The organism is Amycolatopsis sp. cmx-4-61 (assembly GCF_046548775.1).
In the GTDB taxonomy this organism is placed as follows: Bacteria; Actinomycetota; Actinomycetes; order Mycobacteriales; family Pseudonocardiaceae; genus Amycolatopsis.
This window is the reverse complement of sequence record NZ_JAEBEI010000021.1, coordinates 12,602-37,550: the sequence shown is the minus strand read 5'-3', so window position 1 is coordinate 37,550 and position 24,949 is coordinate 12,602. Positions and strand designations below refer to the sequence as shown.

Below are 24,949 nucleotides of genomic sequence, written 5' to 3'. Positions count from 1 at the left end.
GTGGCACCCGGATACCGCACGACGGCGCGGGCAAACTGTGTCGAATTCGACGGCGTCAGCCGCGCCTGCCCGGGCTGGTTCCCGACAACCTGCGATTTCCGTGATGTTTCGGAGTCAGCCGTGCCGGGTGCCGGACCGCACGTCCGCCGTCGTGGCGATCCGGCCGTTGACGGCGATCCCGTGGGCCTTCCCGGCGGCCATCGCACTGGTCACCGGACTGGCCGCGCGCCGGTCGAACGTGGGTGAGAACGAGGTGCCCGCGAGAGCGACGTACCCGGCCGCCAGCGCCACGACCCACCGCCACGGCGGGCGGTAGCGGCCGGGTTCGGTTTCGACGGGTACCGCGTGCGCCCGGCCGTGGGCCGGCCTCGGAAGCCACGAGGGTGTCATCGCGATCTCCAACTTCGACGGGCCGGCTCGAGAGCGGGTGTACCCGGCGCGGTCCTGGCCAACCGGCGGCCTCTCCCGCGCTCCGCCCACGCGGCCTTGATCGGCCCTGCCCATTCCTCCGCGCGTCTCCAACGGCTTGTTGGCCGGCCGGCGTTGGTTTAGCTTGCGGGGCGCGGGTACTTGCCGTGGATGGCAGGAAGACGCGACGAACTCCAGCGGATCGCGGCGGAGACCTTCGGCTGGTCAAAGCTGAGCGGCGAGCAGGTGGCGGCGATGGAGCAGGTGGTGGCGGGGCACGACGTCCTGGCCGTGTTGCCCACCGGGGCCGGCAAGTCCGCGATCTACCAGGTGCCGGCGCTGCTGCTGGACGGCCCGACCCTGGTGGTGTCGCCCCTGATCGCCCTGCAGAACGACCAGATCGAGGGCATCGAGGGCAGCAGGGCCCCGGCGGCCGTCGCCCTGAACTCCGCGCAACGGGCCGCCGAGCGGCACGCGTGGGAAGCGGTGCGCCGGGGCGAGGCCGAGTACCTGTTCCTGTCCCCGGAACAGCTGGCCTCCGACGAAGTGCTCGACGCGGTCGCCGAGCTCGGTGTCTCGCTGTTCGTGGTGGACGAAGCGCACTGCGTCTCGGCGTGGGGGCATGACTTCCGGCCCGACTACCTGCGCTTGGCGCCGGTGATCGAGCGGCTGGGACACCCGCGGGTGATCGCCCTGACGGCGACCGCGGCACTGCCCGTGCGAGCCGACATCGTGGAACGGCTGGGACTGCGCGACCACCGGGAGATCCTCGCCAGCTTCGACCGGCCCAACCTGAGCCTCGGGGTCGATCCGCTGCCGACCGACGACGACCGGCACCAGGCCGTCATCACGCGGACGCGTGCGCTGACCGCGGACCCCGCCACGCGGCCCGGGCTGGTGTATGTCACCAGCCGCAAGGACGCCGAGACCTACGCCGGGGAGCTCGCCGCGGAGGGCGTCCGCGTGGCGGCCTACCACGCCGGGATGAAGGCGGCCGACCGCGAACGGGTGCACGAGGAGTTCCTGGCCGGCGAGCTCGACGCGGTGGTGGCGACTTCGGCGTTCGGCATGGGGATCGACAAGGCCGACCTGCGGTTCGTGCTGCACGCGGCGGCGCCGGAGTCGCTCGACACGTACTACCAGCAGATCGGCCGCGCCGGCCGCGACGGCGAACCGGCGGAAATCACGCTCTACCACCGGCCGCGCGACCTCGGGAGGCAGAAGTTCCTCACCGCGGCCAAGGCGCCCGAGCAGGCGCTGGCGGAGGTGGCCACCACCCTCGCCGAGCACGATGCCCCGCTGAAACCAGCCGAACTCGGCAAGGAAGTGGCCGTTTCGGCAGCCCAGCGCACCAGGGCGGTCAACCTGCTGGAGCGGACGGGAACGGTCGGCGTCACCGCCGACGGCCGCCTCGAATACCGGGATTCCGGGGCGGACCCCGGACAGGCCGTCGAGCAGGGCATCGAGGTGGCCGAAGCTCACCAGCGGCTGATCCGGTCGCGGATCGAGATGATGCGCGGCTACGCCGAGACCACCGGATGCCGCCGCCAGTTCCTCCTCGGCTACTTCGGGGAACAGCTCGAGCAACCCTGCGGGAACTGCGACACCTGCATCGCCGGCACCGCCGAAGCGCAGTCGTCCGTTGGCGGGACATTCCCGGTCAACAGCATCGTCGAGCACGCGGAGTGGGGCCGCGGCACGGTGATGTCCGCGGACGACGAGAAGGTGGTCGTCGTGTTCGACGACCACGGCTACAAGACGCTGGCGACGCCGGCGGTCCTCGAACACGGCCTGCTCACCGCCGTCGACGGGGATTGACCGGCGGCTGCCCGGGTAGCCGGAGGCCATGACGGACAGCGTTGGACCTGCGAACGACGAGACTCCGGCCGCGCCCCACCGCCTGCTTTCGGCGGTGGAGCGGGCGCGGATCCTGGACGGGCCCGCGGAGGCCGTCGCGAGGCCGTTGCGGCGGTTCTTCGGCGGCCGGGCGGGCCGGTCGTTGCGCGGGCGCGAGCTCGGGCACCCGCTACATCCGCTCGCGGTGACGCTGCCGATCGGGGCGTGGCTGTGCTCGTCGCTGCTGGACTTCCTGCCCGGCAACGATTCGGCCGCCCGGCGGCTGGTGGCCGTCGGGTTGCTGGCGACGCCGGCGACGATGGTGCTGGGCGCTGCCGACTACAGCGGGCTGGACGTCCGTCAACGCCGTGTCGGCCTGGCCCACGCCGCGGGCAACGCGCTCGCCGCGATGGTGTTCGCGAAGTCCTACGCCGCTCGCGTCCGAGGTGCGAAAGGAGCGGGCAGGACACTGAACCTCGTCGGTCTGCTCGTGCTCAGTGCCGGTGGAGCGCTCGGCGGCCACCTTTCCTACGCCCAGGGCGCCGGGGTGTTCCGCTGGCAGCCCGCGAACGAAGGCAGTGCGTTATGACCGACTACCTGGCCGTCTACCTGCGCGATCAGCTCGCCCTCGGCGTCACCTGGCGGGCTCTCGCGCGCCGCGCGCGCGACAACAACAAGGGCACCGAACTCGGCAAGGCACTGGCGGAGGTCGCCGACGGCATCGCGGAGGACGTGCGCACCTTCAAGGCAATCATGCGCACCCTCGGGGTTCGGTCCAACCCGGCCAAGGTCGTTCTGGCGGCGGCCGCGGAGCGGTTCGGTCGGCTCAAGCGCAACGGCCGGTGGGTGTCGTACTCGCCGCTGAGCCGGTTCGTGGAGCTGGAGGGGCTCGCGATGGGCATCGAGGGCAAGAAGATCCTCTGGCACACGCTGGGCGAGCTAGCCGGGTTGCGGGAACGGTTGCCGGGCACGGACTTCGAGGAGCTGCTCGCCCGTGCCGCCCGGCAGCGGCAGACCTTGGAGCCGTTCCGGCGCGAGGCCGGCACACAGGCATTCGCCGCGAGGACTTGACCACCGGCCGCGGCTGAACGGTTTGTCTCGGGGACAGCTCCACGGCGTGCCGTGGAGTTCACGGCCGCGGTCGCCAGCGGGTCCAGGATCTGCGGTCCGTGCGCTCCCCCGTGGCGGCGGCGCAGCGGTGGCACAGGACCAGCCGCTGGTCGGTCGTGTCGGCCAGCCAGCGGGCGTCCAGCCACAGCACGTGCGGGAATCGACGCAACCCGGCCTTGTGCAACGGGATCCCGCACAGGGTCTGGTTGGTGCCCATCCGCCAGGCGTGCACGGACCCGCGGGGTTCGCGCACGCCTTCGTCGTCGAGCCACTGGTCGGACGCGGCCACGGCCGGGTCGCGGCGTCCGGCCACTCAGGGCCGTCCGCGCTTGGGGGTCTGCCCGGCGACGCCGTGCCGCAGCGGGGTGGTTCCCTCGGTCGCCGTCGCTTCACCGACGGGCGAGCCGGCGGCAGTGTCGCCCGACGGCGGTGCGGCGGCGGGGTTCCCGTGGGCGGGCTCGGCGCCCTGCCGGAGCTGGGCGAGGCGGGCGTCCAGGAGCTGCAGCACCGGTGCGCGGGCGCCGTGCTCCCGCTCGTGGTCGATCAGCGTGGTGAGCTGCTGTTCGTCGAGGGAGCGGATGCGGTGGCGCAGCGCGCCGAGCGGGGTCTGGTCGTAGTCGGGCAGAGGCAGTTCGCTCATTGTCGTTCCTTTCACCGGCCGCGGGGGTCGTCGGTTTCACCCTGCTCGTCGGGCTGGGTGGCGGCCGCGGCGACTTCGAACGGGGACGGCGCGTCCTTGGGGTGGCCCTTGGTGATGTGCGCTTCGGCGCGCATCCGCTCGATCATGTGCGGGTAGTGCAGCTCGAACGCCGGGCGCTCCGAGCGGATGCGGGGCAGCTCGAGGAAGTTGTGCCGGGGCGGCGGGCTCGTGGTCGCCCATTCCAGGGAGTTGCCGTAGCCCCACGGGTCGTCGACGTCGACGGGTTCGCCGTAACGGTAGGTCTTCACAACGTTCCAGATGAACGGCAGCACCGAGAGCCCGAGGATGAAGGCGCCGATCGTGGAGATCGTGTGCATCCAGGTGAAGTTGTCGCTGGAGAGGTAGTCGGCGTAGCGGCGGGGCATGCCCGCGTCGCCGAGCCAGTGCTGGATCAGGAAGGTGGTGTGGAAGCCGATGAAGGTGGTCCAGAAGTGCCATTTGGCGAGGCCTTCGTCGAGCATCCGGCCGGTGATCTTGGGGAACCAGAAGTAGATGCCGGCGAAGGTCGCGAAGACGATCGTGCCGAACAGGACGTAGTGGAAGTGGGCGACGACGAAGTAGCTGTCGTGGACGTGGAAGTCCAGCGGCGGCGAGGCGAGGATGATCCCGGTCAGGCCGCCGAGCAGGAAGGTGACGAGGAAGCCGACCGACCACAGCATCGGCGATTCGAACGTCAGCTGCCCCTTCCACATCGTGCCGATCCAGTTGAAGAACTTGATCCCGGTCGGCACTGCGATCAGGAACGTCATAAAGGAGAAGAACGGCAACAAGACCGCGCCGGTGGCGAACATGTGGTGGGCCCAGACGGCCACCGAGAGCGCGGTGATGCCGATGGTGGCGAACACCATCGTCTTGTAGCCGAAGAGGGGTTTCCGGCTGAACACGGGAATGATCTCGGTGACGATCCCGAAGTAGGGCAGGGCGACCACGTAGACCTCGGGGTGGCCGAAGAACCAGAACAGGTGCTGCCAGAGGATGGCGCCGCCGTTTTCGGGGTCGAAGACGTGGGCGCCGAGGTGTCGGTCGGCCATCAGTCCGAAGAGGGCGGCGGTGAGGATGGGGAAGGCGAGCAGGATCAGCACCGAGGTGAACAGGATGTTCCAGGTGAAGATCGGCATGCGCCACATGAGCATGCCAGGGCAGCGGAGGCACACGATGGTGGTGATCATGTTGACCGCGCCGAGGATGGTGCCGAGGCCGGTGACGATGAGGCCGGTGATCCACAGGTCGCCGCCGATGCCGGGGGAGTGGATGGCGTTGGACAGCGGCGTGTAGGCGGTCCAGCCGAAGTCGGGCGGGCCGCCGGGCGTGGCGTAGGCGGAGAGGACGATCGTGCCGCCGAACAGGTACAGCCAGTAGGAGAACGCGTTGAGCCGCGGGAACGCCACGTCCGGCGAGCCGATCTGCAGCGGGAGGACGAAGTTGGCGAACCCGAACAGGTTCGGCGTGGCGTAGAGCAGCAGCATGATCGTGCCGTGCATGGTGAAGAGCTGGTTGTACTGCTCCGGCGAGAGGAACTGCAGGCCGGGCCGGGCCAGCTCGCCCCGCATCAGCAGCGCCGTCAGCCCGCCGATCAGGAAGAACCCGAACGACGTCGTCAGGTACAGCACGCCGATGGTCTTGTGGTCGGTGGTGCGGATGGTCTTGAGGATCGCCGAGCCGCGCGGGGCACGCCAGGCCGGGCGGTGCGGAATCGGCGTCGGCCGGGCGACGGTGTCGGTCACGGGATTCCCTTCGGGAAGGTCGGCGTCGCCGCCGCATACCCGAGCGGGCCGTCGATACGCCAGTTTCACCGGATTGGTTCCGCGCGGGCCGGGTAGCCGGGGCCCGGTGCACGGCGGGAGGAGCGGCGATGGAGCGGCTGAGTCACGAGGCGCGGAGCCTGCGGGCGATCGAACGCGGCCTGCTGGCCACCGACGCGGCCTGGATGCGGGAGGTGTTCGGCGATGTCGCCCGGCCGAAACGGCGGAGCTGGCTGGTCCTGTGCGCGGTGCTGGACGTGCTCGCACTCGGCCTGATCGTGCTCGGCGTGGTCGCGGTGCTTCCGCTGGCCTTCGCCGGGTTCGTGCTGATGAACGTGGCGGCCTGCGCGCACCTCGAACGCGCGCGGCGGTGAACGGGCGACGGCCCGCCGGGTTTGTCGGCGGAAACCCGTGGTAGCCCGACCGGACCCGCACCGGGACCCGCCAGGCCGGTGCGGGCCCACTTCGCGGCGGTCGCCGCGCCGGCCCGCCGCGTCAGGAGACACATGGACATCGAGACCCCTATCCCGGCCCAGATCACCACCGTGCTGCTCGACGCCGACGGCACCCTGTTCCCCTCCGAGGAACCGGCGTTCGAGGCGTCGGCGGAGGTGACCCGGGCCTTCGCCGAGCGGTTCGGCCTGACCGGCGACTTCTCGCCGGAGCACCTGCGGCGCACCACGACCGGCAAGAACTTCCGGACCACCGCCCAGGACCTGCTCGCCCGCCAGAACGCGTCCTGCACCCCGGCCGAGCTGGAAGAGTGGGTCGAACGAGAAAAGGTCGAGGTCAGCGCCTACCTCGGGCGGGTGCTGCGGCCCCAGCCGGACGTCTTGGCCGCACTTTCGGCGCTGCGCGGCCGGTACCGGCTCGCCGTGGTCAGCTCCAGCGCCCTGGCCCGCCTGGCCGCCTGTTTCACCGCGAGCGGCCTGGACGACCTCCTGCCCGGGGATGTGCGCTTCAGCGCCGAGGACAGCCTCCCGGAGCCGACCAGCAAGCCCGATCCGGCGGTCTACCAGCTGGCCCTTGACCGGTTGGGGGTTACTGCCGGTGAGTCGCTCGCGGTGGAGGACTCGGTCACCGGTGCCCGGTCGGCCATCAACGCCGGCATCGCGACGACCGGTCTCGTCCAGTTCGTCCCGGTGGACGAGCGGGCCGAGCGCGTGGAGGCGCTGCGCTCGGCGGGGGTGACCGAGGTGGCCGGAAGCTGGGACGCCCTGGCGGAACAGCTGGCCGGGGACCGGACGGCGGTACGGACATGACCCGACGCGCGAGAAGAGTGGCCGGGCTGGTCGTCGCCGGTGGGCTGGCAGCGGGGATGCTCGCCGCCTGTGGCAACGACGGCGGTGGAGCCGCCGGGGACGCGAACAACGCCACGCTCACTTTCGTCAACGCCCAGGACCCGGGCACCTTCGACCAGGTGATCGCCGCCTTCGAAAAGGCCAACCCGAACATCAAGGTCAAGCAGCAGGTCGTCCCCTTCGATGACCTGAACCCGACGGTCCAGTCCCGGCTGGGGGCCAAGGACGCGAGCATCGACCTCTACGACGTCGACGAGCCGCGGCTGCCCGCGTTCGTCGCGCGGGGCTTCCTCGCCGATCTGACCGACCTGCGCGGTCCGGCGCAGGGGAAGATCGATCCGAAGGCCCTCGACCTGACGAATTACCAGGGCAAGCAGTACGCGTTGCCGCGGTGGACCTCGACCCAGCTGCTCTACTTCAACAAGACGTTGCTGGCGAAGGCCGGCGTGCCGGAGCCGAGCAGCGACCCGAAGAGCCCGATGACGTGGGAGGACGTCGCCGCGGCGGGGAAGAAGGCGCAGGCGGCCGGTGCCAAGTGGGGGTTCGTGTTCGACCAGGTCGACCGGTACTACCAGCTGCAGCCGCTGCCCGAGTCGCTCAACGGCGGCCCCGGCCTGACCGGTCCGGGCCTGCTGACACCCGACGTCGCCAACCCCGGCTGGGTGAAGGCGTTCACCTGGTACCAGTCGATCTTCCGCGACGGGATCGCCCCGCGCGGCGTGGCGGTCGAGCAGACACCGGGGTTGTTCTCCGCGGGCACCACCGCGTTCTTCGCCGGCGGCCCGTGGGACGCGCCGCTATTCGACAAGGCGAAGGACGTCGACTACGGCGTCGCGCCCTTCCCCAAGTTCGCCGGCGGCAAAGCAGCGTCGTCGACCGGGTCGTGGGCCACCGGGATCAGCCCATTTTCGAAGAATCAGGCCGCGGCGAAGAAGTTCCTCGCCTACCTGACGACGGATCCGGTCGGGGCCTGGAAGGCGAGCTCGCGCAACATCCCGGTGCAGCGGGACGCCTTCCGGCAGTACCTGGACGCGCTGCGAAGCCAGGGGCCGCGGGCGGCCCAGCTGGCGGCGATCGTGGAGAACGAGCTCGCGGCCGACGCTGTGCCCCGGCCGCTCACCACCGGCTTCGTCGACTTCGAGACCGTGCTGAACAAGGCGTTCGCCGACATCCGCAACGGTTCCGATCCGGCGCCGCGCCTGCAGCAGGCGGGGCAGGAGCTCGACCGCGTGCTGGCAAAGTACCGGAACAAGTAGCCGCCATGCCGAAGAGCCGGACTCGGGACCTGCGGGTGGCACTGGGGTTCCTCGCGCCCGCCGTCCTCGCCGCGGTCCTCCTGCGGCTGTGGCCCACCGTGCGGGCCGTGTGGGACAGCCTGCACAGCACACCGCTCGGGTTCGAATCCCCGTCTTGGGTGGGGCTCGACCAGTTCGCCGCGTTGTTCGGTGATCCCGGCTTCCGCAATTCGCTCGGCGTCACGGTGCTGTTCGGCGTGATCGTCAACCCCCTGCAGATCGTCGTGGCCCTGGCGCTGGCGATGCTGTTCAACCAGCGGATCCGCGGTGCCGGGCTGATGCGCAGCCTGGTGTTCCTGCCGGTCGCCATCCCGCAGAGCGTGTCGGCGGTGATCTGGGCGGTCGCGTTCCGGCCGGACGGTCCGCTCAACGGCACGCTCGCGTTGTTCGGCCTCGGCGGGCTGGCGTACACGGCGTCGCCGGTGCAGGCGCTGCCGTCGATCATGCTCGTCGTGTCGTGGATCGGCGTCGGGTACTGGATGATGTTCCTGATCGCGGGTCTGAAGGAGATCGACCCGGCGCTCTACGACGCCGCCGCGATCGACGGAGCCGGCATGTGGGCGCGGTTCCGGTACGTCACGGTGCCGCAGCTGCGGCGGCAGCTCGGGTTCGTCCTCGTCGCCGACACCGTCTCGAACCTGCTGCTGTTCGCGCCGGTGCAGATCCTCACCAAGGGCGGCCCGAACGGGCGCACCGACGTGCTGATGAACGACATCTTCGAGCGGGCCTACACCCAGGGCGACGTGGGCGGTGCCGCCGCGGCGACGGTCGTCCTGGTGGTCGTCGCGCTTGCCATCGTGATCGTGCAGTTCCGGCTGCTGTCCCGAAGCGAGGCGTGATGGTGGCTCAGCGCCGCGGTTCCCGGACCGGCATGGTCGTGCTGGGGACGATCATCGCGATCCTGTTCGTCCTGCCGCTGTGGTGGATGCTGGCGAGCGCGCTGCGCAGTCAGGACGAGACCTTCCGCACGCTGTCCCCGGTGTCGGTGTGGACGGTGCTTCCCCGTGACCTGACGGTCGCCCACTTCGTCGGGCTCTTCCAGGGCGAGTTCGGCCGGGCGATGCTCAACTCGGTCGTCGTCACGGCGGTGACTCTGGTGCTCGGCCTGGCGATCTGCGCCACCGCGGCCTTCGCGCTGGCCGTGCTCGACTTCCCGGGCCGCACGGTCGTGTTCGCCGTGATGGTGGTGTCGTTCCTGATCCCGTTCGACGCCATCGCCATCCCGCTGTCGTCGATCTTCCGGGACGCCGGGCTGCAGAACTCCTACGCTGGTCTCGTCCTGCCGGGGATCGGCAATGGCTTCGCCGTGTTCCTCCTGCGCGGGTTCTTCCGCGGGGTGCCGAAGGAACTCGCCGACGCGGCGCACGTGGACGGCTTGGGCTGGTGGGGCATCTTCTGGCGGGTCTATCTGCCGCTGTCGAAACCGGCGCTGGTCGGGGCCGGGCTCATCCTCTTCGTGTTCCAGTGGCAGGCGTACCTGTGGCCGTTGCTGATCGCGCCCGACCCGGCGATGAAGGTCGCCCCGGTGGCCATCGCGCAGCTGTCGGGCGAGCACGGCGTTGACTTCGGCGCGATCTTCGCCGGTTCGGTGCTGACGGCTCTGGTGCCGCTGCTCGTCCTGGTGTTCTTCCAGCGCTACTTCACCCAGTCGCTGTCGAGTTCGGGGCTGAAGGGCTGACGCACGTCCGGGGTGAGCGGCTCCACAGTTTGCGTGCCGCGCGGGCGGCGTACGGTGGAAGCGGTGCCGGCCCGATCTGACCGGCCGAGGAGTCCACTCCCGTCCTTTTCCCCGCTGAAACAGGTCTGTTCGCCATGCGCATCATCCTGGATACCGACCCGGGCAACGGCGTCCCCGGGGCCGACATCGACGACGCGCTGGCGATCGCGCTCGCCCTGCGGTCGCCGGAACTCGAACTCGAAGCCATCACCGTCGTCGCCGGGAACGTCCCCGTCGACCGTGGCGTGCAGTCCGCTCTGGAAACCCTGGCGGCCGCCGGTGTGACCAAGGTGCCGGTGCACCGCGGGGCCGAGCGGCCGCTGCTGGAAGATCCGACGGTGTGGCGAACCCGGCTGGACGCCCGTCGCGACGAGCGGACCGCGCAGCAGCTCTGGCGCGACCTGCCCACCCGTCCGGCGACACCCGCGCCGCACCCGACGTCGGCGGCGCAGGCGCTGGTCGACCGGGTGAGCGCACGTCCCGGCGAAATCACCGTCGTCGCGATCGGGCCGCTGACGAACATCGCCACCGCGATGGCGATCGACCCGGGCTGGGCGGGCAAGATCGCTCGCCTGGTCATCATGGGCGGCGCCTTCGACCTGCCCAACGTGCTGCATGAGCTGAACGCGGCGTACGACCCTGAAGCCACGCGGGTGGTACTGGCCAGTGGCGCGCCGATGCTGATCGTTCCGCTCGACGTCACCACGCGCACCTTCCTGCGGCTGGCCGACGTCGACCGGCTGGAGGCCGCGGGCACGCCATTGGCGGCCTATCTCGCCCAGGTCGTCCGCCCGTGGATGACCTGGCTGGCCGCCCGCTTCGGTGCCGACGGCTGCGCCCTGCACGACCCGCTTGCTCTCGCGACCCTCCTGGATCCCGCGGTGATCACGACGCGGGCCGCGTCGGTCGACGTCGAACTGCGCGGCACGCTGACCCGCGGCCGGACGGTGGCGTGGGACCCGTTGTTGCTGCGCGGGGACCTGGACCTGCCCGACCGGCCTCCGGTGCTGATCGCCGACGACGTCGACAACGACCGGTTCATGCCCCTGCTCCTCGACCGCCTCGCCGCATGACCGCGCTCAACGCCCGGACCCTGGCGCGCCACGGACGTCAGGTGGCGGTGCCGGGCTACGACCGCGGCCGGGTCCGCACCGGCATCGTCCACTTCGGCGTCGGCGGCTTCCACCGCGCCCACCTAGCGTGGTACCTCGACCGGCTGATGAACCGCGGCCAGGCCCTGGACTGGGGCATCTGCGGGGTCGGCCTGCTCCCGGCCGACCACCGGATGCGGGACGTCCTCGCCGCGCAGGACGGCCTGTACACCTTGGTGGTCAAGCACCCGGACGGCACCCGCGAGCCGCGGATCATCGGCTCGCTCGTCGAGTACCACTACGCCCCGGACGACCCCGAAGCGGTGGTGGGGAAGCTCGCGGACCCCTCGACGCGGATCGTGTCGCTGACCATCACCGAGGGCGGCTACACCTTCGACGCCGCCGACCTCGCGCACTGCACGGTGTTCGGCCTCGTCACCGAGGCACTGGTCCGTCGGCGCTCGCGTGGCGTACCGCCGTTCACGGTAATGTCGTGCGACAACATCCCGGGCAACGGCGCGGTCGCTCGGGACGCGTTCAGCGCCTTCGCCGCGTTGCGCGATCCGGAACTGGGGGAGTGGGTCGCGCGCGAGGTCGCGTTCCCGAACTCCATGGTCGACCGCATCACCCCCGTCACGACGGACGACGACCGCGCCGAAGTCGCGCGGGGTCACGGGATCGAGGACCGGTGGCCGGTGGTCTGCGAACCGTTCGCCCAGTGGGTGCTGGAGGATTCGTTCACTTGCGGCCGCCCCGCGTGGGAGGAGGTGGGCGTGCAGCTCGTGCAGGACGTCGAACCGTACGAGCTGATGAAGCTGCGGTTGCTCAACGCCGGTCACCAGGCGCTGTGCTACCTCGGCTACCTGGCCGGTCACCGGTTCGTCGACGACGTCTGCCGGGACCCGGTGTTCGCGGAGTTCCTGCTGCGGTTCATGGACCGGGAAGCGGCGCCGACGCTGCGGCCGGTGCCCGGGATCGACCTCGCCGGCTACCAGCGGCAGCTGCTGGAGCGGTTCGCCAACCCCCAGGTCCGCGACACCCTTGTCCGGCTGTGCGCCGACACCTCCGACCGGATCCCGAAGTTCGTGCTGCCGATCATCCGCGACAACCTCGCCACCGACGGCGAAATCGCCCGGTCCGCGGCCGTCGTGGCCGCCTGGGCTCGGTATGCCGAGGGCGTGGACGAATCCGGGGAACCCGCGCCAGTCGACGACCCGCTGCGGTCGCGGTTGATGGGGGCGGCCCGGCGCTGGCCCGAAGAACCCCTTGCTTTCCTCGCCCAGCGTGATCTATTCGGTGATCTCGCCGACGACCGCCGGTTCGTCGCGGCCTACATCACAGCGTTGACTTCACTGCACCACCGCGGTGCCCGCGCGACGCTGCGCGATCTGACCTGACGGCGGTCACGACCGGACGACGTGGGCGACGAAGCGTTCGGCGACTTCGCGCAGCTTGACGTTTTCGCGCTGGGACTGCTCGACCAGCAGGGTGAACGCCTCGTCGGCGTCGATCTGGCGGATGGCCATGAGGATGCCCTTGGCCTGGTCGATGACGGCTCGGGAGGTCAGGACAGTGCGCAGGTTCGCGGCGAGTTCGGTGGCGTCGCGGTAGCGGCGGTGGACGCGCAGGATTCCTTCGGCCGCGGCGGTGTAGAGCTCGAGCAGCCCGACGTCGAGTTCGGCGAAGCCGGCGGCGTGGGTGCCGTAGCAGTTGATCCCGCCGGCGTTCTCGTCGTCGATGATCAGCGGCGCGGACAAGTAGCTGTCGAACCCGGCTTCGTGGGCGTGGGCGGCGAACTGCGGCCACCGCTCGCGGGCCTGTTCGATCGAGACGCGTTCGACGTGGCCGTGGCGGGCCGCTTCCAGGCAGGGGCCGCCGTCGCGGTACTGATCGCGGTCCATGTGGGCGATGAGCTCGCTAGTGGCCGCGGCGGTGTGCGGCTTCCCGTCGCGCAACAGGGTGACGGTCGCCTCGTCGGCGCCGGGCACCGCGGCGACCACCTGGCGGCACGTCTGTTCCAGCAGCTGCGGGAACTCGTCCTCGGTGTCCAGGACCGACGTTAGGGACTTGAGCGCGCTGGTGACCTCGTCGATGACTCGCGGCCACGACCGCGGTTCAGCCGGTGTCATGGTGAATCTCCCTTCCGTCGTGTGGACCGGTCGTGCCGGGACAGCCGGTCAGAACCATCCGGAGGACCTCCCGTCGCCGAAAGGGCGTAGCAGCAGAACGGTGGCGTCGTCGGCCAGATCGCCGTTCTGATGGGCCGCCACCGCCTGGGTGATCCGTCGTGCTGCTTCGGGCAGCAGCCGGGCAGGGCTCTCCCGCTCGAGTACCCGCGCCAGCCCGGGGAGTCCGAAGGTGCGACCGTCGCAGTCGCGGGCGCCGCTGATGCCATCGGTGTAGAGCGCCACGACGTCGCCGCGCTGCAACGGGTGCTCGGCCGTCAGCCGGTCCGTTCGCCGGCCGAACGGCGGGGCCGGGTCGGCTGCCGGGAGTTCGGCCGTGGTGCCGTTCCGGAGCAGCACCGGCGGCGGGTGCCCGGCGGTCACGTGCGCGAGTCGCCCGGTGCCGGCGTCGAACCGGCCGATCACCCCGGAGACGGTCGCACCACCGAGTGCTTCGTCCACGGCACGCGCCTGCTCTTCGAGTCCGAGTCCGTCGTGGCGGGCCGCCCGGTAAGCGGAAAGGGCGATGGCCGCGGCCAGGGTGCCGGCGGAATCGTGGCTGCCGGCGTCGAAGATCGCGAAGGACACCGACGTCTCGGAAAGGGCGTAGTCGAACACGTCGCTGGTGATGTCGTAGGCGGGTTCGGTCGCCGCGGCGATGGTGACCGTGTCCGTCGCGGCCGTCAACGGCGGCAGCGCGGCCCAGAGCAGCTCGGTGGCCGGTCCGCGGTGTTCGCGCCGCCGGATGCGGTCGAGCCCGTCGCCGTAGTGGGTGGTGATGGTGACCAGGTGGCCGAACAGGTAGGCCAGCCACCGGCACTGGTCGCGCAGGAGGGGGTCGCGTGGATCGGTGCCGTCGATGGGTTGCGCCTCGAGCACGCCCAGCCGTTCCACCCCGTCCAGGAGCGGGGCCCAGAGCCGGACGTCTTCCGCCTCGCCGGTGAGGACCACGTCGCCGGCTCGGAAGGCCCGGCCGGCCGGGGTGGAGTCGATTTCAAGGGGCCCTCGGCCGCCGCGCACCGGCACGAGGGTCTGCTGGGTGTAGTCGGCGAGGTAGACGCCGACCCGCAGGCCGAGGGCGCGCCCGGCGGCGTCCAAGAGGGACGGCAGGCGTTCCGGGGGTGCGCGGTGGGCGCCTTCCAGCAGGTCCACGAGCGCGGCAAGCGGTCCGCTGACGGGGTGGGCCTGGCGGACCGGGCGGCTGTAGGGCACCCGGTCGCGGCCGAGGAGTTCGTCGAGGCGTTCGTTGACGGCGTGGGCCAGCATGTCGCGCTGCACCCCGGGAAGCGGCATCGCTCCGTTGAGGTAGGCGTCGAGTTCGAACAGGTCCACGTCGCCGCCCAAGGCGAAGTAGCGCATCCACAGCTGTTCCAGCGTAAGATCAGCGTGCTGGAAGCACCGGACGAGCCGGTGCCGCTGTTCTTCTTCCGTCGCCGCCATGGACCTCAGCGTCCCCCGTGCCGCGCGATCATCGCCGCAGCCACCTCGGCGGCGTCCTGGCTCCGCGCCTTGGCCAGGCTGAGCAGCATGCCGAACGCCGCGTCTTCGGTGATGTTCTCCCGTTCCATGAGCGCCCCCTTCGCCATGTTGAGCACGTCCCGGCTGCGCAGGACGTCCTTGAACCGTGCGCTCGTCCGGTGGGTTTCCTCGCGGGACCGCACGTGCGCGAGGAGCACGCCCGCCTGGCCGGCGAACAGCGTGAGCAGCCGTTCGTCCCGGACGGAGAAAGCACCGGGTTCGCGGGCGTAGACCTTCACCGCTCCGACGCATACCTCCTGCGCAAGCAGCGGCGCGCTGAGGGCCGCGCGCATCCCCATCCCCGCCGCGGCAGGTCCCCACCGCGGCCAGCGCGGATCGGTGCGCACGTCGCCGACTCTCCGCACCTCGCGGTCGGCGCAGGCGGAGAGGCAAGGCCCTTCGCCGAGCGCGTACTGCAGATCGTCGGCTTCGCGCACCACCTCGTCCGAGGCCGCCGCGGTGGTTCGCCGCCGTCCTTCGAGCAGGCTGACGCCGGCTCCGACCGACGACGGGATCGCCTCCGCGGCGAACACGGCGGCGATGTGCAGGGCCGGCTCGACGGTGTCCCAGGTGAGGAGCAGGCCGGACATCCGGGCCATGACCACGGCCAATTCGTCGGCCAGCGGCAGTTCGGTCGTCACAGTCGTCCCCCGTTCCGGGTAACCGGGAAGGTTCCCCCTCGCCCGGCTACCCGGGCAACGCGTCCTTACCCCTTTCGTCGTCGCCGTTTCCGATGGCCGACACGGTGCTCGTGCGAGACATGGCGGAGGCTCCGCCTAGGGGTGGGACGACTCGGAACGCGGGACGATCGCCTGGCGCACGCTGTTCAGCGGCGACACCACTTCGACAACGGCCGACGTCCGGTCTCGCCGAACTCCCGCCGGGAGGTGCCCTCCGCACCCGCCACCACCACCCCGCGGAGATCCCATTGCGGTTCTGCTACGTCCTCACCGCGGATTCCTTTGCAGACGTCGAATACCACTTCTGATCCGTGCCGGCCGACCATCGGACCCGATCGGGGCGTTTGTCCGCACGGGACGGAGGTATTCGGCGTCCGACCTCGGGATCCGTTCGACGGAACCGGGTTCGTGTTTTCGGTGGGCGGTCAAAAAGGTGCCACTCCCGTCTCGACGACGGCCGGGCACGGCCGTATGACCGATGAGGACTCTCTCATGACCGACAATCTCGCCGCGGCACCGGTTTCCGACCACGCCTTCGACCACGGGAGCGCCCGGCTGGCTGTGCCCGCCTACGACCGCTCACGGCTGCGGCCCGCGGTCGTCCACTTCGGCGTCGGTGGGTTCCACCGCGCCCACCAGGCGGTGTACTTCGACGAACTGGCCGAACTGGGCTTCACCCACTGGGGCGTCATTGGCGTCGGGATGAGACACCCCGAGATGGGTGAGGTGCTGGGCGCGCAGGACAACCTGTTCACCGTGGTGCAGCGGGGTTCGGGGGACAGCGAGGCCCGGGTGGTCGGCAGCATGGTCGAGTACCTCCTGCTGCCCGAGGACCCGGACGCGGTGCGACGGCGGCTGGCCGATCCGGAGATCCGGCTGGTGACGCTGACGATCACCGCCGACGGTTACGCGGTGCCCGACGACCCTGGGCAGGCGCGTGACTCGGTCTTCGGAGTGCTGGTCGACGCCCTGGAAGTCCGCCGCCGCGCCAACGACGCGCCGTTCACCGTCCTGTCGTGCGACAACCTGCCCGACTCCGCCGCGGCCGCGAAGGACGCCGTGCTGACACTGGCCCGGCGGCGCGATCGGGAGCTCGCGGACTGGGTCGCCGAGCGGGTCACCTTCCCCGGCAGCATGGTCGACCGCATCACCCCGGCGACCACGCCGGAGGACCGCGAGGAGGTCGAGCGCGAATTCCGCGTCGAGGACCGGTGGCCGGTGATCACCGAGCCGTTCACCCAGTGGGTGGTCGAGGACGCGTTCGGCAACGACCGGCCGCCGCTGGACCGGGTGGGCGTGCGGTTCGTGCCGGACGTGGCGCCGTACAAGCTGATCAAGAGCAGGCTGCTCAACGGCACCCACTGCGCCCTCGGTTACGTCGGCTACCTGGCCGGGCATCGCAGCACCGACGAGGCGATGAGCGACCCGGCCGTGGCCGCGTACGTGGCTCGGCTGATGCGCGAGGAGATCGCCCCGCTACTCCCGGCCGACATCCCGGGCATGGAGCCGGACGCCTACTGCGCCACCTTGCTGGAGCGGTTCCGCAACCCGGCGATCGGCGACCGGCTGAGCCGGCTGTGCCGCCGCGGGTCCACGAAGATGCCGGACTACCTGCTGCCCTCGCTGCACGACGCTCGTCGCCGTGGTCTTCCCCGCGCACGGCTCACCTTCGCCGTGGCCGCGTGGCTGCGGTACCTGCGCGGCACCGACCTCGACGGCGAGCCGATCGAAGTACAGGACGCCCGGGCGGACGAGCTGCGGGCCGCGGCCGAGCGAGGAGGTGACGATCCGCTGCCCTTGCTGGAGTTCACCGACGTCTTCGGAGACCTGGCCGAAGACGAAGAGTGCGTCGCCGACCTCCGGCGGTTCCTGACCAATTTGGACAGTGACGGGGTCGTCAGCGGCCTCCAGTCCCTGCCCGCGAGCCGTTGAAGGCGAGGGAGAGCCATGGCCGACGCCGGCACCGCCGGAACACCGAAGTGAGCCGGCCCGCGCAGACCCCGTCGGCACGGGGGATCACGCGCCTCAGCGTGGCCGCGGTCCCGGTCCCGGTCCGCGATGCGGCGCCCCGGCCGGTCCCGGGCCGCCGCACCCTGTTGGGCTATCTGCTCCTGCCGCGTCCGGGGGACCTGGTGAAAGCCCTCCTCATGCCGGCCGGTTTCGTGCTGGGCGCGCTGGCGGCCGGCGGGGTCGACCGGGACGCGGTGCTGCGGGCCGTCGTGGCGTGGATCGCGCTGGAGCTGCTGGTGTACCCGGCGCGATACCAGTGGAACGACGTGCGCGGCTTCGTCGCCGACCAGCACCACCCCGGTGAACGCGGCCGGCTGCCGGGGCCGCTCGACCGCGTCCGGGCGCACGTGACCGCGAGCTGTGCCGTGGCCCTGGCCCGGCTGGCCGCCGTCGCCGGGCTGGGCCTGCTGCTGCCCGGCCTGCACCTCGGTGGCGTGCTCACCGCCATCACCGTCGGTGTGTTCGGCATTGCCGTCGTCTACGAAGCCCTGCGCGCGGGCACCGGCCGCACCGGGCAGGTGCCGCCGGCCCCACGGCCCAGGCTGGTCGCCCTGTGGATCGTTGTGGGCGCCGGCTACGCCTTGCGCGGGATGACCGGGCTGGTGCTGGCGGCCGGAGCGCACCCCGCGGCCCTCGTCGCTTCCGCGGTGACGCTGTGGGCGTTCGGCGGGGCGTTCGTGACCAGCCGGTGGGCCCTGGAAGCCACCGCGTTCGCCCGGATCGAGAACGGTCGGCTGGTCTGGACCGCCCGGGCGGAACAGGCGCGGGAGCACCTGCTGGCCTTGGTCCGCTGGCTGCCGACCCGGACGGCCGCGACCGACCCGGCCGGCTGGGCGGCCCTGCGTGAGCGGACCCCGGTGACAGCGCCGTGGAACCTGGCGCTGGTGCTGGCCGGTGCGGCCGCCGGCCCGGCCGGACGGTTGCTCACCGGGCCGGCGCCGGTCGCGCAGGCCGTCTTGGCCGGGGTGCTCGGCGGCGCGGGCGCGGGCGCGGTGGTGCTGCTGCCGCGCTGGCGAATGGCCATCGTGCTCGCCGGTGCGGTGGTGCAGTGGTGGGTGTTCGACGCGGAGTGGGCGCCGCGGCCGGTGGCCGCCGTGCTGCCCTGGCTCGCGGTGCTCGGCGCCTTCCTCGTCTTCGCCGGCCAGCGGCCGGAGACGATCGGGACCGGGATGCGGCACGTCCGGACCGCTGCGGCGGCCATGCTCGCGCCGCTCGCCCACGCCGTGGTCGGTGAAGCCACCTGGGATGCGCTGCGCGGTGGGGGCCTCCGTGAATCCCGATGAGCTCCTGACGGTGGCCCGCGAGGCGGCGGGGGAGGGCGCGCGCACGGCGATGGCCTGGCGCTCCCGCGAACTCGTCGTCGAGGAGAAGGCGGCCTCGGACGACCTGGTCAGCCAGGCCGACCGCGACACCGAACGGGTCATCACGGCGGTGCTGGCCCGCCATCGTCCGCACGATGCCGTCCTCGGCGAAGAGGCGGGCGTCACCGACGGTGCCGGGCGAGTGCGCTGGATCGTCGATCCGATCGACGGGACCACGAACTACCTCTACGGGCGCCCGGACTGGGCGGTGAGCGTCGCCGCCGCGGACGCCACCGACGGCACCCTGCTGGCCGGCGTGGTGCTCGAACCGATGCTCGGCCGGGCCACCGAGGCCCGCCTCGGCGGTGGCACCCGGGCGGACGGGGTACCGGTCCCGGCGCTGCGGCAGGACGACCTCTCACGGGCGCTGGTCGAGCTGAACTTCGGCCGCCCCGACCAGCGCGCGCTGAGCGGGCGGGTGATCGACGTGTTGCTGCCGCAGGTGCGCGACCTGCGCCGCGGCGGCAGCGCGGCCGCGGCCCTCGCCCAAGTCGCCACCGGCCGGGCCGACGCGCTGTGGGCTCCGGGGCTCCAACCGTGGGACTGCGCCGCCGGCATCCTCCTGGTCCAGGAGGCCGGCGGGACGACTGGCGACCTCGGCGGCCCGGTCTCCGGCACCTGGCCGCCCGGCGGCGACGTCCTGGCCGCCGCCGACCCGCTGTGGCACGCCATCAGAAGCCTCTTGACCGCGCCCTGGCGAGGAACCGAGCGTTAGTTCACCGCTCCCCGCCGTCGCGCCCACGTCGCCAGTTTGATGCGCAGACGGTGCACGACGGCTTCGACGACCTCCAGCCCGTCGGTGTCGGCGAGCCGCCGCAGCTCGGCCAGCGACAAGTCCGTATCGGATGCCCCACGGCCTCTTCGTCACGCACCGCGACCAGCACGGTTTTCCGCGCTGTTCTTGTGGTGTCACCGCCGGCGTGGTCGCCCAACAGCCACGCACCCGCCATCGTTCCCGCTCATCCCGCTGACCATCGGCCTCGGTTGCTCGTGGAATACCGCGGTGCGGGACCGGTCAGGATCACCGGTCCCGCACCGAAGCGGTCAAAGCGCCTTGGTGGCGCCCTTCGCGGTGCCTTCCGCGTCCTTCAGCGGCGCGTAGGTACCGAACAGCGCAGGATCGGGTGCCGGAGCGGTGCCCGGCCCGCCCAGGGCTTCGGGGTCCATCAGGTACTCGATGCCCGCGTCGGTGGTCCAGCTGGTGCCCTTGGCGCCGTCGGGGCCGTCGGAGAGGTGCCAAATCGTCTTGTTGTGGGTCTGGTTCTCTTCGTCGAACAGCGCGCTGGGGGCGACGTCTCCCTCGAGACCGTCGGCCTTGAGCTCTTCGATCGCGGCCAGCCACTGCTTCTGGTGGACGGTGTCGCGGGCGAGGTTGAACCGGAGCATCGCCTTGACGCCGGGGTCGTCGGTCATGTTGTACAGCCGCGCGGTCTGCAGCCGGCCCTGGGCCTCCGCGGCAACATTCGCGCGGAAGTCGGCCAGCAGGTTCCCGGAGGCGACGATGAACTTGCCGTTCCAGGGGTAGCCGTTGCTGTCGGCGGGCAGCGCCCCGCCGCCGCCGACGATCGCCTGCTGGACGTCCATCCCGCCGATCATGGCAGCCATCACCGGGTCCTTGACGGCCTCGGCGGTGACGGTCGAGGGGGCGCCTTCGAGCAGGCGGGCGACCATGGTGGCGAGCATTTCGACGTGGCCGATTTCTTCGGTCGCGGTGTCCATGATCAGGTCTTTGTACTTGCCTTCGATGCGGCAGTTCCAGCCTTGGAACAGGTACTGCATCGTCACGGTCATCTCACCGAAGGCGCCGCCGATGAGTTCCTGGAGCTTGCGGGCGTAGACGGCGTCCGGCTTTTCGGGCTTGGCTTCGAACTGCAGCAGCTTCGTGTGACGGAACACGACAATTCCTTCCGTCGTCCGGGTTGGCACCGCCGGAGTGGTCCGGCGCGTGCGTGGCGCGTTCCCGGTCGGCGCGCGGCTAACCGCGCCTCACCCGTCGATCCGGTCGTAGCCCATCGCGACGGCATCGCCGGCACCGCACAATATTTTCGGCCACCCACGCCTGGCTGACTCTGCAGCACGCCCGCCATCCCGGTGAGGTGGCCGAAGCGGAGCGCGCGCAGAACCGGGGCCGAGGCGGTGGCGAGCACCGCCATGGTCTCCCGGGTCCGGTGTGAAAGCCGGCATGGGCGAACCTAGGCGTCGATCAGCCTCCCGGTCCGACCGCGGCGAGGAGGTCGCGTGCGCAGGCCCGCGTCGCGTAGACCGCCGGGCCGCGGTAGCCGGGGCCGTCGTGCTGTGCGGGGTCGAGCAGGTTGCGGGCTCGCGTGGCGGCCGCGATCGCGAGGTCCCGGCTGCCGTTGCCCGCCAAGACGTCGCAGGCCCGTGCGAGTTCGGCGACCGCCTCGCCCAGGGGACGCGGGAGCTCCTCTCCCGCGTCGACGGCGGCCCGGGTGACGCGCACCAGGCTGAGTACGGCGTTGGCCTGCAACGTCAAGTGCCGGCTGCGGGCGATGGCGCGGTGGACGCTCGCCCGCGACTTCCAGCGACGCGGGGCGATGAGGACCACCTGCCGCGCGGTTCCGCGGGCCTGGGTGAGCGCGGCCAGCCGCGCATGGATTCGTTGCCCCGCCGCCAATTCCCGGTCGACACCGTCGCCGGCCGAGGCAGGGCCCTCGAGCTGGAGGCCACTCAGCGCGTCCCGCAGTTCGCCGAACAAGCTCCGGGTGGCTTCCCCGAGCAGCCGGTGCGGGTCGGCGGGCACCAGCAGGACTCCGATCACCACCACCACGCCGCCGCCGATGAGTGCGTCCACCAGCCGTTCGGTGCCGGATCCCGGTCGGTGCAGCGCGAGGATCAGGATTGCCGACGCGGCGGTCTGGTTGACGAACATCAGGCCCTGGCCGAACGGGCCGCCGCCGAAGGCGAGCGCGCCGTACATCGCCACGAGCGCGGCGAGCGCGAAGGCCGGGGCGCTCGTGCCGGCCACGGCTTCGACCGCCGTGCCCAGGACGATGCCCAGTGCGACCCCGCTCATGAGCTGCACGGCACGCTGGCCCCGCAGGACGTCGCTGGCCGACAGCGAGACCGCAGCGGCGATCGGCGCGAAGAAGGGTTGAGGGTGACCGAGCACGTCGTGCGCGATGAACCAGGAAACGCTCACCGCGACAGCGGTCTGCGCCACGGCCCACCGCGCCCGCCGGAACCGCCCGGCGGCCGACCGGGCCATCGCTCGCAGTCGTGCACACCATCGCGGCGTCATCGGTTACCCGCGGCGCGGCAAGCGGGAGCGGGACGCCGACGGCCGGTGGCGGTCAACCGCCGGCGTCCTCGGTGACCACGCGGTGCGTGGTGGCTAGCCGCGTGCGGGTCGCGTTCGCGCATCGGCGCGTGAGGTGAGCAGGCCGAGTCCGATCATGCCGACACCCAGGACGAGGTGCAGCCAGTTGTCCGCGGTGTTGAGCGGCACGAAGTTGGCGTCGCTGCCGTGGTCGATCAGCAACCCGTAGAGCCACAGGACGAGGTAGACGGCCCCGCCGACGATCAGGAACAGCTTCGCCCCGCGGGCGGTGCGCGCCGCGGCGAGCCCGACGATCCCGAACAGCAGGTGCACGATGTTGTGCAGCACCGACACCATGAACACGCCCAGCAACATGGCCATCGAATCGTGTCCGGCGAAGCCCAGCCGGTCGTAGTCGGTGGTGACGCCCGGGATGAAGCCGAGCACCCCGACCAGGAGGAAGACCACCGAGACGACTCCGGCGGCCACCTGCACCGGCGTCCGGGTGCGCGAGGGTGTGGCTGTCGACATGACTTCCCCTTCCGCGCGCCGCCGGACGAACCGGGATTGGCTCGCGCGGCGGCCGGCGCTGTGGCGACCGGCATACCCCGGCCCTGATCCGCTAATCCCGAAGCCATCGACGCGCCCGCTCGCCAGGCGCGTCGATCGACGGGTAGGGGTGCAGGCGGCGGGTAGTCGCCTTCGATCGGCCGCGAGGCCGGAGTAACCGGTGAAGGGAAGTGACGACCGACGCGGTGCACCGCAGCCCGGACATCGAGCAGATGCAGGTGCGCCACGAAGAGCGCAACTTCCCCGTCCCTGAGGCCGCACTATCCAGCGTTCGCGAACCGGCTCCCGCTCGATCCGGAGTCGCCAGCTGTGCTCAACGATTTCCGTCCGCTTGGCCGCGCCACAACCGCGGGTGCATCACCGGACGGTTCCCCGGCGACCAAGGGGGAAACGACCCAGCCGACGACCTCCCCCGGATGGCCGAGCAGGCGGGCGCGTGTGTCGGTTTGCCGGTCGTTTCCCTGCGTGCAGGGATGTCGGCAAACCGCTGTCCAGGTTTCGGATCCGGTATGCGTTGTCGGCGCGGTTGCCGAGGCGACAGCCGGGTACTCGCGGTGGAATCGAGCGGGCAGGAGGCAGAGATGACCGGGTCCGTCCACCGGCAACCTCGCTCAGCTTCGGGGGTCGGCACGGCGGCAGTCCCGGTCGAGAACACCACCGCGCCGCGGTGCCGGTTTCCGCTCCGGTCCAGGTCGTCGCGGTTGTTCGATGGAGGTTCCGGTGAGCGCGGACGCGCCAGCGGCCTCGGGCTCATCCCGGTCGGCCGTGGTCGGAACCGCGATCTTCCTCGTCGTGGTCGTGGGGGCGCTCTGCTGGGCGAAGTGGTGGCCCTACGCCGGAAAAGTGGCCGGCGTCCTGACGACCGGGAAGTTCGCCGGTCGAGCGTCGCTGCCGCTGGGGTCGGCGCCGGGACCGTCGTGGCAGGCGGCGTGGTCGTTCACGGTGGGTTACTTCGGTTCGGTTTGGGTGGCTCTCGTGGCGGCGCTGGTTATCGCGGCCGCGATGGAGGCTCTCGTGCCCTCGGCGTGGATCCGCCGGGCGTTTCCGGCGGGCCGTGGTGCGTGGGCGGGCGGCGTGCTCGCGTTGCCGTCGATGATGTGCACTTGCTGCACCGCTCCGATCACGGTTTCCCTGCGGCGGTGCGGGGTGGCGCCCGGGCCCGCTTTGGCCTTCTGGGTGGGCAATCCGGTGTTGAACCCGGCGGTGCTCGTCTTCCTCGCCGTGCTGTTGCCCTGGCCTTGGGTGGCTCTGCGGGTGGTCGCGGGCGTGGTCCTCGTGTTCCTCATCGTGCCGCTGGTCGCCCGCCTCGGGGCTGCGGACGCCGTGCCGGTTCCGTTGGCGCCGAACCCAGGCTTCGAACCGGCTTCGGTCGTCATCAGGTTCATGCGACGGCTGGGCGTCCTGGCCGTCACACTGGTCCCGGAGTACCTCCTCGTGGTCCTGGCAGTGGGCGCCGCCCGCCCCTGGTTCGCCCACGGCACCGCCGGGCCGTGGCCGGTCATCCTCCTGGCGGCAGTGCTCGGGACGCTGTTCGTGGTGCCGACCGCCGGTGAGGTGCCGATCGTGCTGGGGCTGCTCGCGGCGGGTGCCGGGCCAGGGCTGGCCGGGGCGTTGCTGCTGACGCTGCCCGCGCTCAGCCTGCCGTCCCTGGTCATGGTCGGCCGCTCGGTCCCGAAGCGAGTCCTGCTGGCTCTGAGCGCCGCGGTAATTGCGTTGGGAGTTGCCTGTGGTGGCCTGCTCGCCGTCCTGGCCTGATCGCCACCTGTTCGCGTGGAGCCCGGAGCTTGCAACGGTTGACGGTAGTGGCTTGGCCCGCAGGAGCTGCCGATTGTAAGAATGCACCAGCCCGCGGATGGCTCGGTGTTGTGGAGGTCTCTGGTGAGTTGGACCTGTTCACCGCTCCGGTGCTGGAAGGCGCGCGGTGGGACTCCCGCGACAGCGGCGCGGTCATACTTCGGCCGCGAAGAATTCTAAGACTAATGTCTACATTCGGACGGTCACCGTGTTTTTCGGTGGTCGATACGTCGGGCTCCGCGTGGAACAACTCGCGCAAAATCGCCCTCTCTGAAGGTGGAAAGATGAACCGATGTGCGCGGAGATCGCGCGTCTCGACTTCAGTGTGATTTATTCAACTCAAGTTTATGTATTCGACGACCGGGTAACTGTTG

25 protein-coding genes are annotated in these 24,949 nt (G+C 71.1%); 14 read left to right on the top strand and 11 right to left on the bottom strand.

Features of this window, described 5'->3' with window-relative positions:
* Nucleotides 1-114: 114 nt before the first annotated feature.
* A complete protein-coding gene (locus ACLJOU_RS39035; protein ID WP_410574298.1) occupies nt 115-390 on the bottom strand; it encodes a hypothetical protein in 276 nt (91 codons plus the stop codon).
* Nucleotides 391-579: 189 nt separating this feature from the next.
* Here ACLJOU_RS39035 and ACLJOU_RS39030 point away from each other — a divergent pair, with 189 nt between their 5' ends.
* Genes ACLJOU_RS39030 through ACLJOU_RS39020 form a run of 3 tightly spaced genes read left to right on the top strand, consistent with a single transcriptional unit; the run spans nt 580 to nt 3,315 of the window.
* On the top strand, nt 580-2,226 hold the full coding sequence (locus tag ACLJOU_RS39030) for a RecQ family ATP-dependent DNA helicase (protein WP_410574297.1): 1,647 nt from the start codon (nt 580-582) through the stop codon (nt 2,224-2,226).
* A gap of 28 nt (nt 2,227-2,254) precedes the next feature.
* Nucleotides 2,255-2,833, top strand: coding sequence for a DUF2231 domain-containing protein (locus ACLJOU_RS39025; protein ID WP_410574296.1), 579 nt, complete (start codon nt 2,255-2,257; stop codon nt 2,831-2,833).
* Nucleotides 2,830-3,315, top strand: a complete 486-nt coding sequence (locus ACLJOU_RS39020) for a hypothetical protein (protein WP_410574295.1) — start codon at nt 2,830-2,832, stop codon at nt 3,313-3,315. Before ACLJOU_RS39025 ends, ACLJOU_RS39020 begins: the two co-directional genes overlap by 4 nt.
* A 58-nt stretch (nt 3,316-3,373) precedes the next feature.
* Here ACLJOU_RS39020 and ACLJOU_RS39015 read toward each other — a convergent pair whose 3' ends face one another.
* From ACLJOU_RS39015 to ctaD, 3 genes are read right to left on the bottom strand one after another with little or no spacing between them, the layout of a single operon-like run.
* On the bottom strand, nt 3,374-3,667 hold the full coding sequence (locus tag ACLJOU_RS39015) for a hypothetical protein (RefSeq protein WP_410574294.1): 294 nt from the start codon (nt 3,665-3,667) through the stop codon (nt 3,374-3,376).
* Nucleotides 3,668-3,994 (bottom strand): hypothetical protein, encoded by a 327-nt coding sequence (locus tag ACLJOU_RS39010; RefSeq protein ID WP_410574293.1) that lies wholly within the window; start codon nt 3,992-3,994, stop codon nt 3,668-3,670.
* Nucleotides 3,995-4,005: 11 nt separating this feature from the next.
* Complete coding sequence (gene ctaD, locus ACLJOU_RS39005; protein WP_410574292.1) at nt 4,006-5,778, bottom strand: cytochrome c oxidase subunit I; 1,773 nt, start codon at nt 5,776-5,778, stop codon at nt 4,006-4,008.
* Nucleotides 5,779-5,906: 128 nt separating this feature from the next.
* Here ctaD and ACLJOU_RS39000 point away from each other — a divergent pair, with 128 nt between their 5' ends.
* The 7 genes from ACLJOU_RS39000 to ACLJOU_RS38970 all read left to right on the top strand — a co-directional run bounded on the left by ACLJOU_RS39000 (nt 5,907) and on the right by ACLJOU_RS38970 (nt 12,597).
* Entirely contained in the window at nt 5,907-6,170 is a 264-nt protein-coding gene (locus ACLJOU_RS39000; protein ID WP_410574291.1) for a DUF3040 domain-containing protein, read from the top strand.
* A 132-nt stretch (nt 6,171-6,302) separates the two neighbouring features.
* Nucleotides 6,303-7,058: an HAD family hydrolase gene (locus tag ACLJOU_RS38995; RefSeq protein ID WP_410574290.1), complete on the top strand. Its 756-nt coding sequence runs from the start codon at nt 6,303-6,305 to the stop codon at nt 7,056-7,058.
* Nucleotides 7,055-8,353 (top strand): extracellular solute-binding protein, encoded by a 1,299-nt coding sequence (locus tag ACLJOU_RS38990; protein ID WP_410574289.1) that lies wholly within the window; start codon nt 7,055-7,057, stop codon nt 8,351-8,353. Before ACLJOU_RS38995 ends, ACLJOU_RS38990 begins: the two co-directional genes overlap by 4 nt.
* A 5-nt stretch (nt 8,354-8,358) precedes the next feature.
* Entirely contained in the window at nt 8,359-9,231 is an 873-nt protein-coding gene (locus tag ACLJOU_RS38985; RefSeq protein ID WP_410574288.1) for a carbohydrate ABC transporter permease, read from the top strand.
* Nucleotides 9,231-10,070, top strand: coding sequence for a carbohydrate ABC transporter permease (locus tag ACLJOU_RS38980; RefSeq protein ID WP_410574287.1), 840 nt, complete (start codon nt 9,231-9,233; stop codon nt 10,068-10,070). Before ACLJOU_RS38985 ends, ACLJOU_RS38980 begins: the two co-directional genes overlap by 1 nt.
* Before the next feature lie 134 nt (nt 10,071-10,204).
* Nucleotides 10,205-11,182 (top strand): nucleoside hydrolase, encoded by a 978-nt coding sequence (locus ACLJOU_RS38975; RefSeq protein WP_410574286.1) that lies wholly within the window; start codon nt 10,205-10,207, stop codon nt 11,180-11,182.
* Nucleotides 11,179-12,597, top strand: a complete 1,419-nt coding sequence (locus tag ACLJOU_RS38970) for a mannitol dehydrogenase family protein (RefSeq protein WP_410574285.1) — start codon at nt 11,179-11,181, stop codon at nt 12,595-12,597. The genes ACLJOU_RS38975 and ACLJOU_RS38970 overlap by 4 nt, the downstream gene beginning before the upstream one ends.
* A gap of 6 nt (nt 12,598-12,603) precedes the next feature.
* Here ACLJOU_RS38970 and ACLJOU_RS38965 read toward each other — a convergent pair whose 3' ends face one another.
* From ACLJOU_RS38965 to ACLJOU_RS38955, 3 genes are read right to left on the bottom strand one after another with little or no spacing between them, the layout of a single operon-like run.
* Nucleotides 12,604-13,329, bottom strand: coding sequence for an ANTAR domain-containing protein (locus ACLJOU_RS38965; RefSeq protein ID WP_410574284.1), 726 nt, complete (start codon nt 13,327-13,329; stop codon nt 12,604-12,606).
* 48 nt (nt 13,330-13,377) lie between these two features.
* Nucleotides 13,378-14,805: a PP2C family protein-serine/threonine phosphatase gene (locus ACLJOU_RS38960; RefSeq protein ID WP_410574283.1), complete on the bottom strand. Its 1,428-nt coding sequence runs from the start codon at nt 14,803-14,805 to the stop codon at nt 13,378-13,380.
* A gap of 5 nt (nt 14,806-14,810) precedes the next feature.
* Entirely contained in the window at nt 14,811-15,524 is a 714-nt protein-coding gene (locus tag ACLJOU_RS38955; RefSeq protein ID WP_410574282.1) for a GAF domain-containing protein, read from the bottom strand.
* 531 nt (nt 15,525-16,055) lie between these two features.
* Here ACLJOU_RS38955 and ACLJOU_RS38950 point away from each other — a divergent pair.
* The 3 genes from ACLJOU_RS38950 to ACLJOU_RS38940 all read left to right on the top strand — a co-directional run bounded on the left by ACLJOU_RS38950 (nt 16,056) and on the right by ACLJOU_RS38940 (nt 19,649).
* Nucleotides 16,056-17,495, top strand: a complete 1,440-nt coding sequence (locus ACLJOU_RS38950) for a mannitol dehydrogenase family protein (protein WP_410574281.1) — start codon at nt 16,056-16,058, stop codon at nt 17,493-17,495.
* Between the two features lie 98 nt (nt 17,496-17,593).
* The gene (locus tag ACLJOU_RS38945; protein ID WP_410574280.1) at nt 17,594-18,856 is read left to right on the top strand and encodes a hypothetical protein; all 1,263 of its coding nucleotides are present in this window, start codon (nt 17,594-17,596) and stop codon (nt 18,854-18,856) included.
* Complete coding sequence (locus ACLJOU_RS38940; RefSeq protein WP_410574279.1) at nt 18,843-19,649, top strand: inositol monophosphatase family protein; 807 nt, start codon at nt 18,843-18,845, stop codon at nt 19,647-19,649. Before ACLJOU_RS38945 ends, ACLJOU_RS38940 begins: the two co-directional genes overlap by 14 nt.
* On the opposite strand, the gene ACLJOU_RS38935 is transcribed toward ACLJOU_RS38940, so the two are convergent.
* From ACLJOU_RS38935 to ACLJOU_RS38920, 4 genes are all read right to left on the bottom strand, one after another.
* Nucleotides 19,646-19,768, bottom strand: a complete 123-nt coding sequence (locus ACLJOU_RS38935) for a hypothetical protein (protein WP_410574278.1) — start codon at nt 19,766-19,768, stop codon at nt 19,646-19,648. The two genes, ACLJOU_RS38940 and ACLJOU_RS38935, sit on opposite strands and share 4 nt — an antisense overlap.
* A 210-nt stretch (nt 19,769-19,978) precedes the next feature.
* Nucleotides 19,979-20,830 carry a manganese catalase family protein gene (locus ACLJOU_RS38930; protein WP_410574277.1) on the bottom strand — a complete coding sequence of 284 codons (852 nt, stop codon included), beginning with the start codon at nt 20,828-20,830 and terminating at the stop codon, nt 19,979-19,981.
* 307 nt (nt 20,831-21,137) lie between these two features.
* Nucleotides 21,138-22,115, bottom strand: a complete 978-nt coding sequence (locus ACLJOU_RS38925; RefSeq protein WP_410574276.1) for an FUSC family protein — start codon at nt 22,113-22,115, stop codon at nt 21,138-21,140.
* Nucleotides 22,116-22,286: 171 nt separating this feature from the next.
* Complete coding sequence (locus ACLJOU_RS38920; RefSeq protein ID WP_410574275.1) at nt 22,287-22,742, bottom strand: DUF4383 domain-containing protein; 456 nt, start codon at nt 22,740-22,742, stop codon at nt 22,287-22,289.
* A 759-nt stretch (nt 22,743-23,501) separates the two neighbouring features.
* Between ACLJOU_RS38920 and ACLJOU_RS38915 the strand changes: the two genes are divergently transcribed.
* Nucleotides 23,502-24,536 (top strand): permease, encoded by a 1,035-nt coding sequence (locus ACLJOU_RS38915; RefSeq protein WP_410574274.1) that lies wholly within the window; start codon nt 23,502-23,504, stop codon nt 24,534-24,536.
* Nucleotides 24,537-24,949: the final 413 nt, after the last annotated feature.

Bases quoted from the DNA above. Each gene is read 5' to 3' on its own strand.
- ACLJOU_RS39035 (WP_410574298.1), bottom strand. From the start codon at position 390: ATGACACCCTCGTGGCTTCCGAGGCCGGCCCACGGCCGGGCGCACGCG.
- ACLJOU_RS39030 (WP_410574297.1), top strand. From the start codon at position 580: ATGGCAGGAAGACGCGACGAACTCCAGCGGATCGCGGCGGAGACCTTC.
- ACLJOU_RS39025 (WP_410574296.1), top strand. From the start codon at position 2,255: ATGACGGACAGCGTTGGACCTGCGAACGACGAGACTCCGGCCGCGCCC.
- ACLJOU_RS39020 (WP_410574295.1), top strand. From the start codon at position 2,830: ATGACCGACTACCTGGCCGTCTACCTGCGCGATCAGCTCGCCCTCGGC.
- ACLJOU_RS39010 (WP_410574293.1), bottom strand. From the start codon at position 3,994: ATGAGCGAACTGCCTCTGCCCGACTACGACCAGACCCCGCTCGGCGCG.
- ACLJOU_RS39000 (WP_410574291.1), top strand. From the start codon at position 5,907: ATGGAGCGGCTGAGTCACGAGGCGCGGAGCCTGCGGGCGATCGAACGC.
- ACLJOU_RS38995 (WP_410574290.1), top strand. From the start codon at position 6,303: ATGGACATCGAGACCCCTATCCCGGCCCAGATCACCACCGTGCTGCTC.
- ACLJOU_RS38990 (WP_410574289.1), top strand. From the start codon at position 7,055: ATGACCCGACGCGCGAGAAGAGTGGCCGGGCTGGTCGTCGCCGGTGGG.
- ACLJOU_RS38985 (WP_410574288.1), top strand. From the start codon at position 8,359: ATGCCGAAGAGCCGGACTCGGGACCTGCGGGTGGCACTGGGGTTCCTC.
- ACLJOU_RS38980 (WP_410574287.1), top strand. From the start codon at position 9,231: ATGGTGGCTCAGCGCCGCGGTTCCCGGACCGGCATGGTCGTGCTGGGG.
- ACLJOU_RS38975 (WP_410574286.1), top strand. From the start codon at position 10,205: ATGCGCATCATCCTGGATACCGACCCGGGCAACGGCGTCCCCGGGGCC.
- ACLJOU_RS38970 (WP_410574285.1), top strand. From the start codon at position 11,179: ATGACCGCGCTCAACGCCCGGACCCTGGCGCGCCACGGACGTCAGGTG.
- ACLJOU_RS38965 (WP_410574284.1), bottom strand. From the start codon at position 13,329: ATGACACCGGCTGAACCGCGGTCGTGGCCGCGAGTCATCGACGAGGTC.
- ACLJOU_RS38960 (WP_410574283.1), bottom strand. From the start codon at position 14,805: ATGGCGGCGACGGAAGAAGAACAGCGGCACCGGCTCGTCCGGTGCTTC.
- ACLJOU_RS38950 (WP_410574281.1), top strand. From the start codon at position 16,056: ATGACCGACAATCTCGCCGCGGCACCGGTTTCCGACCACGCCTTCGAC.
- ACLJOU_RS38920 (WP_410574275.1), bottom strand. From the start codon at position 22,742: ATGTCGACAGCCACACCCTCGCGCACCCGGACGCCGGTGCAGGTGGCC.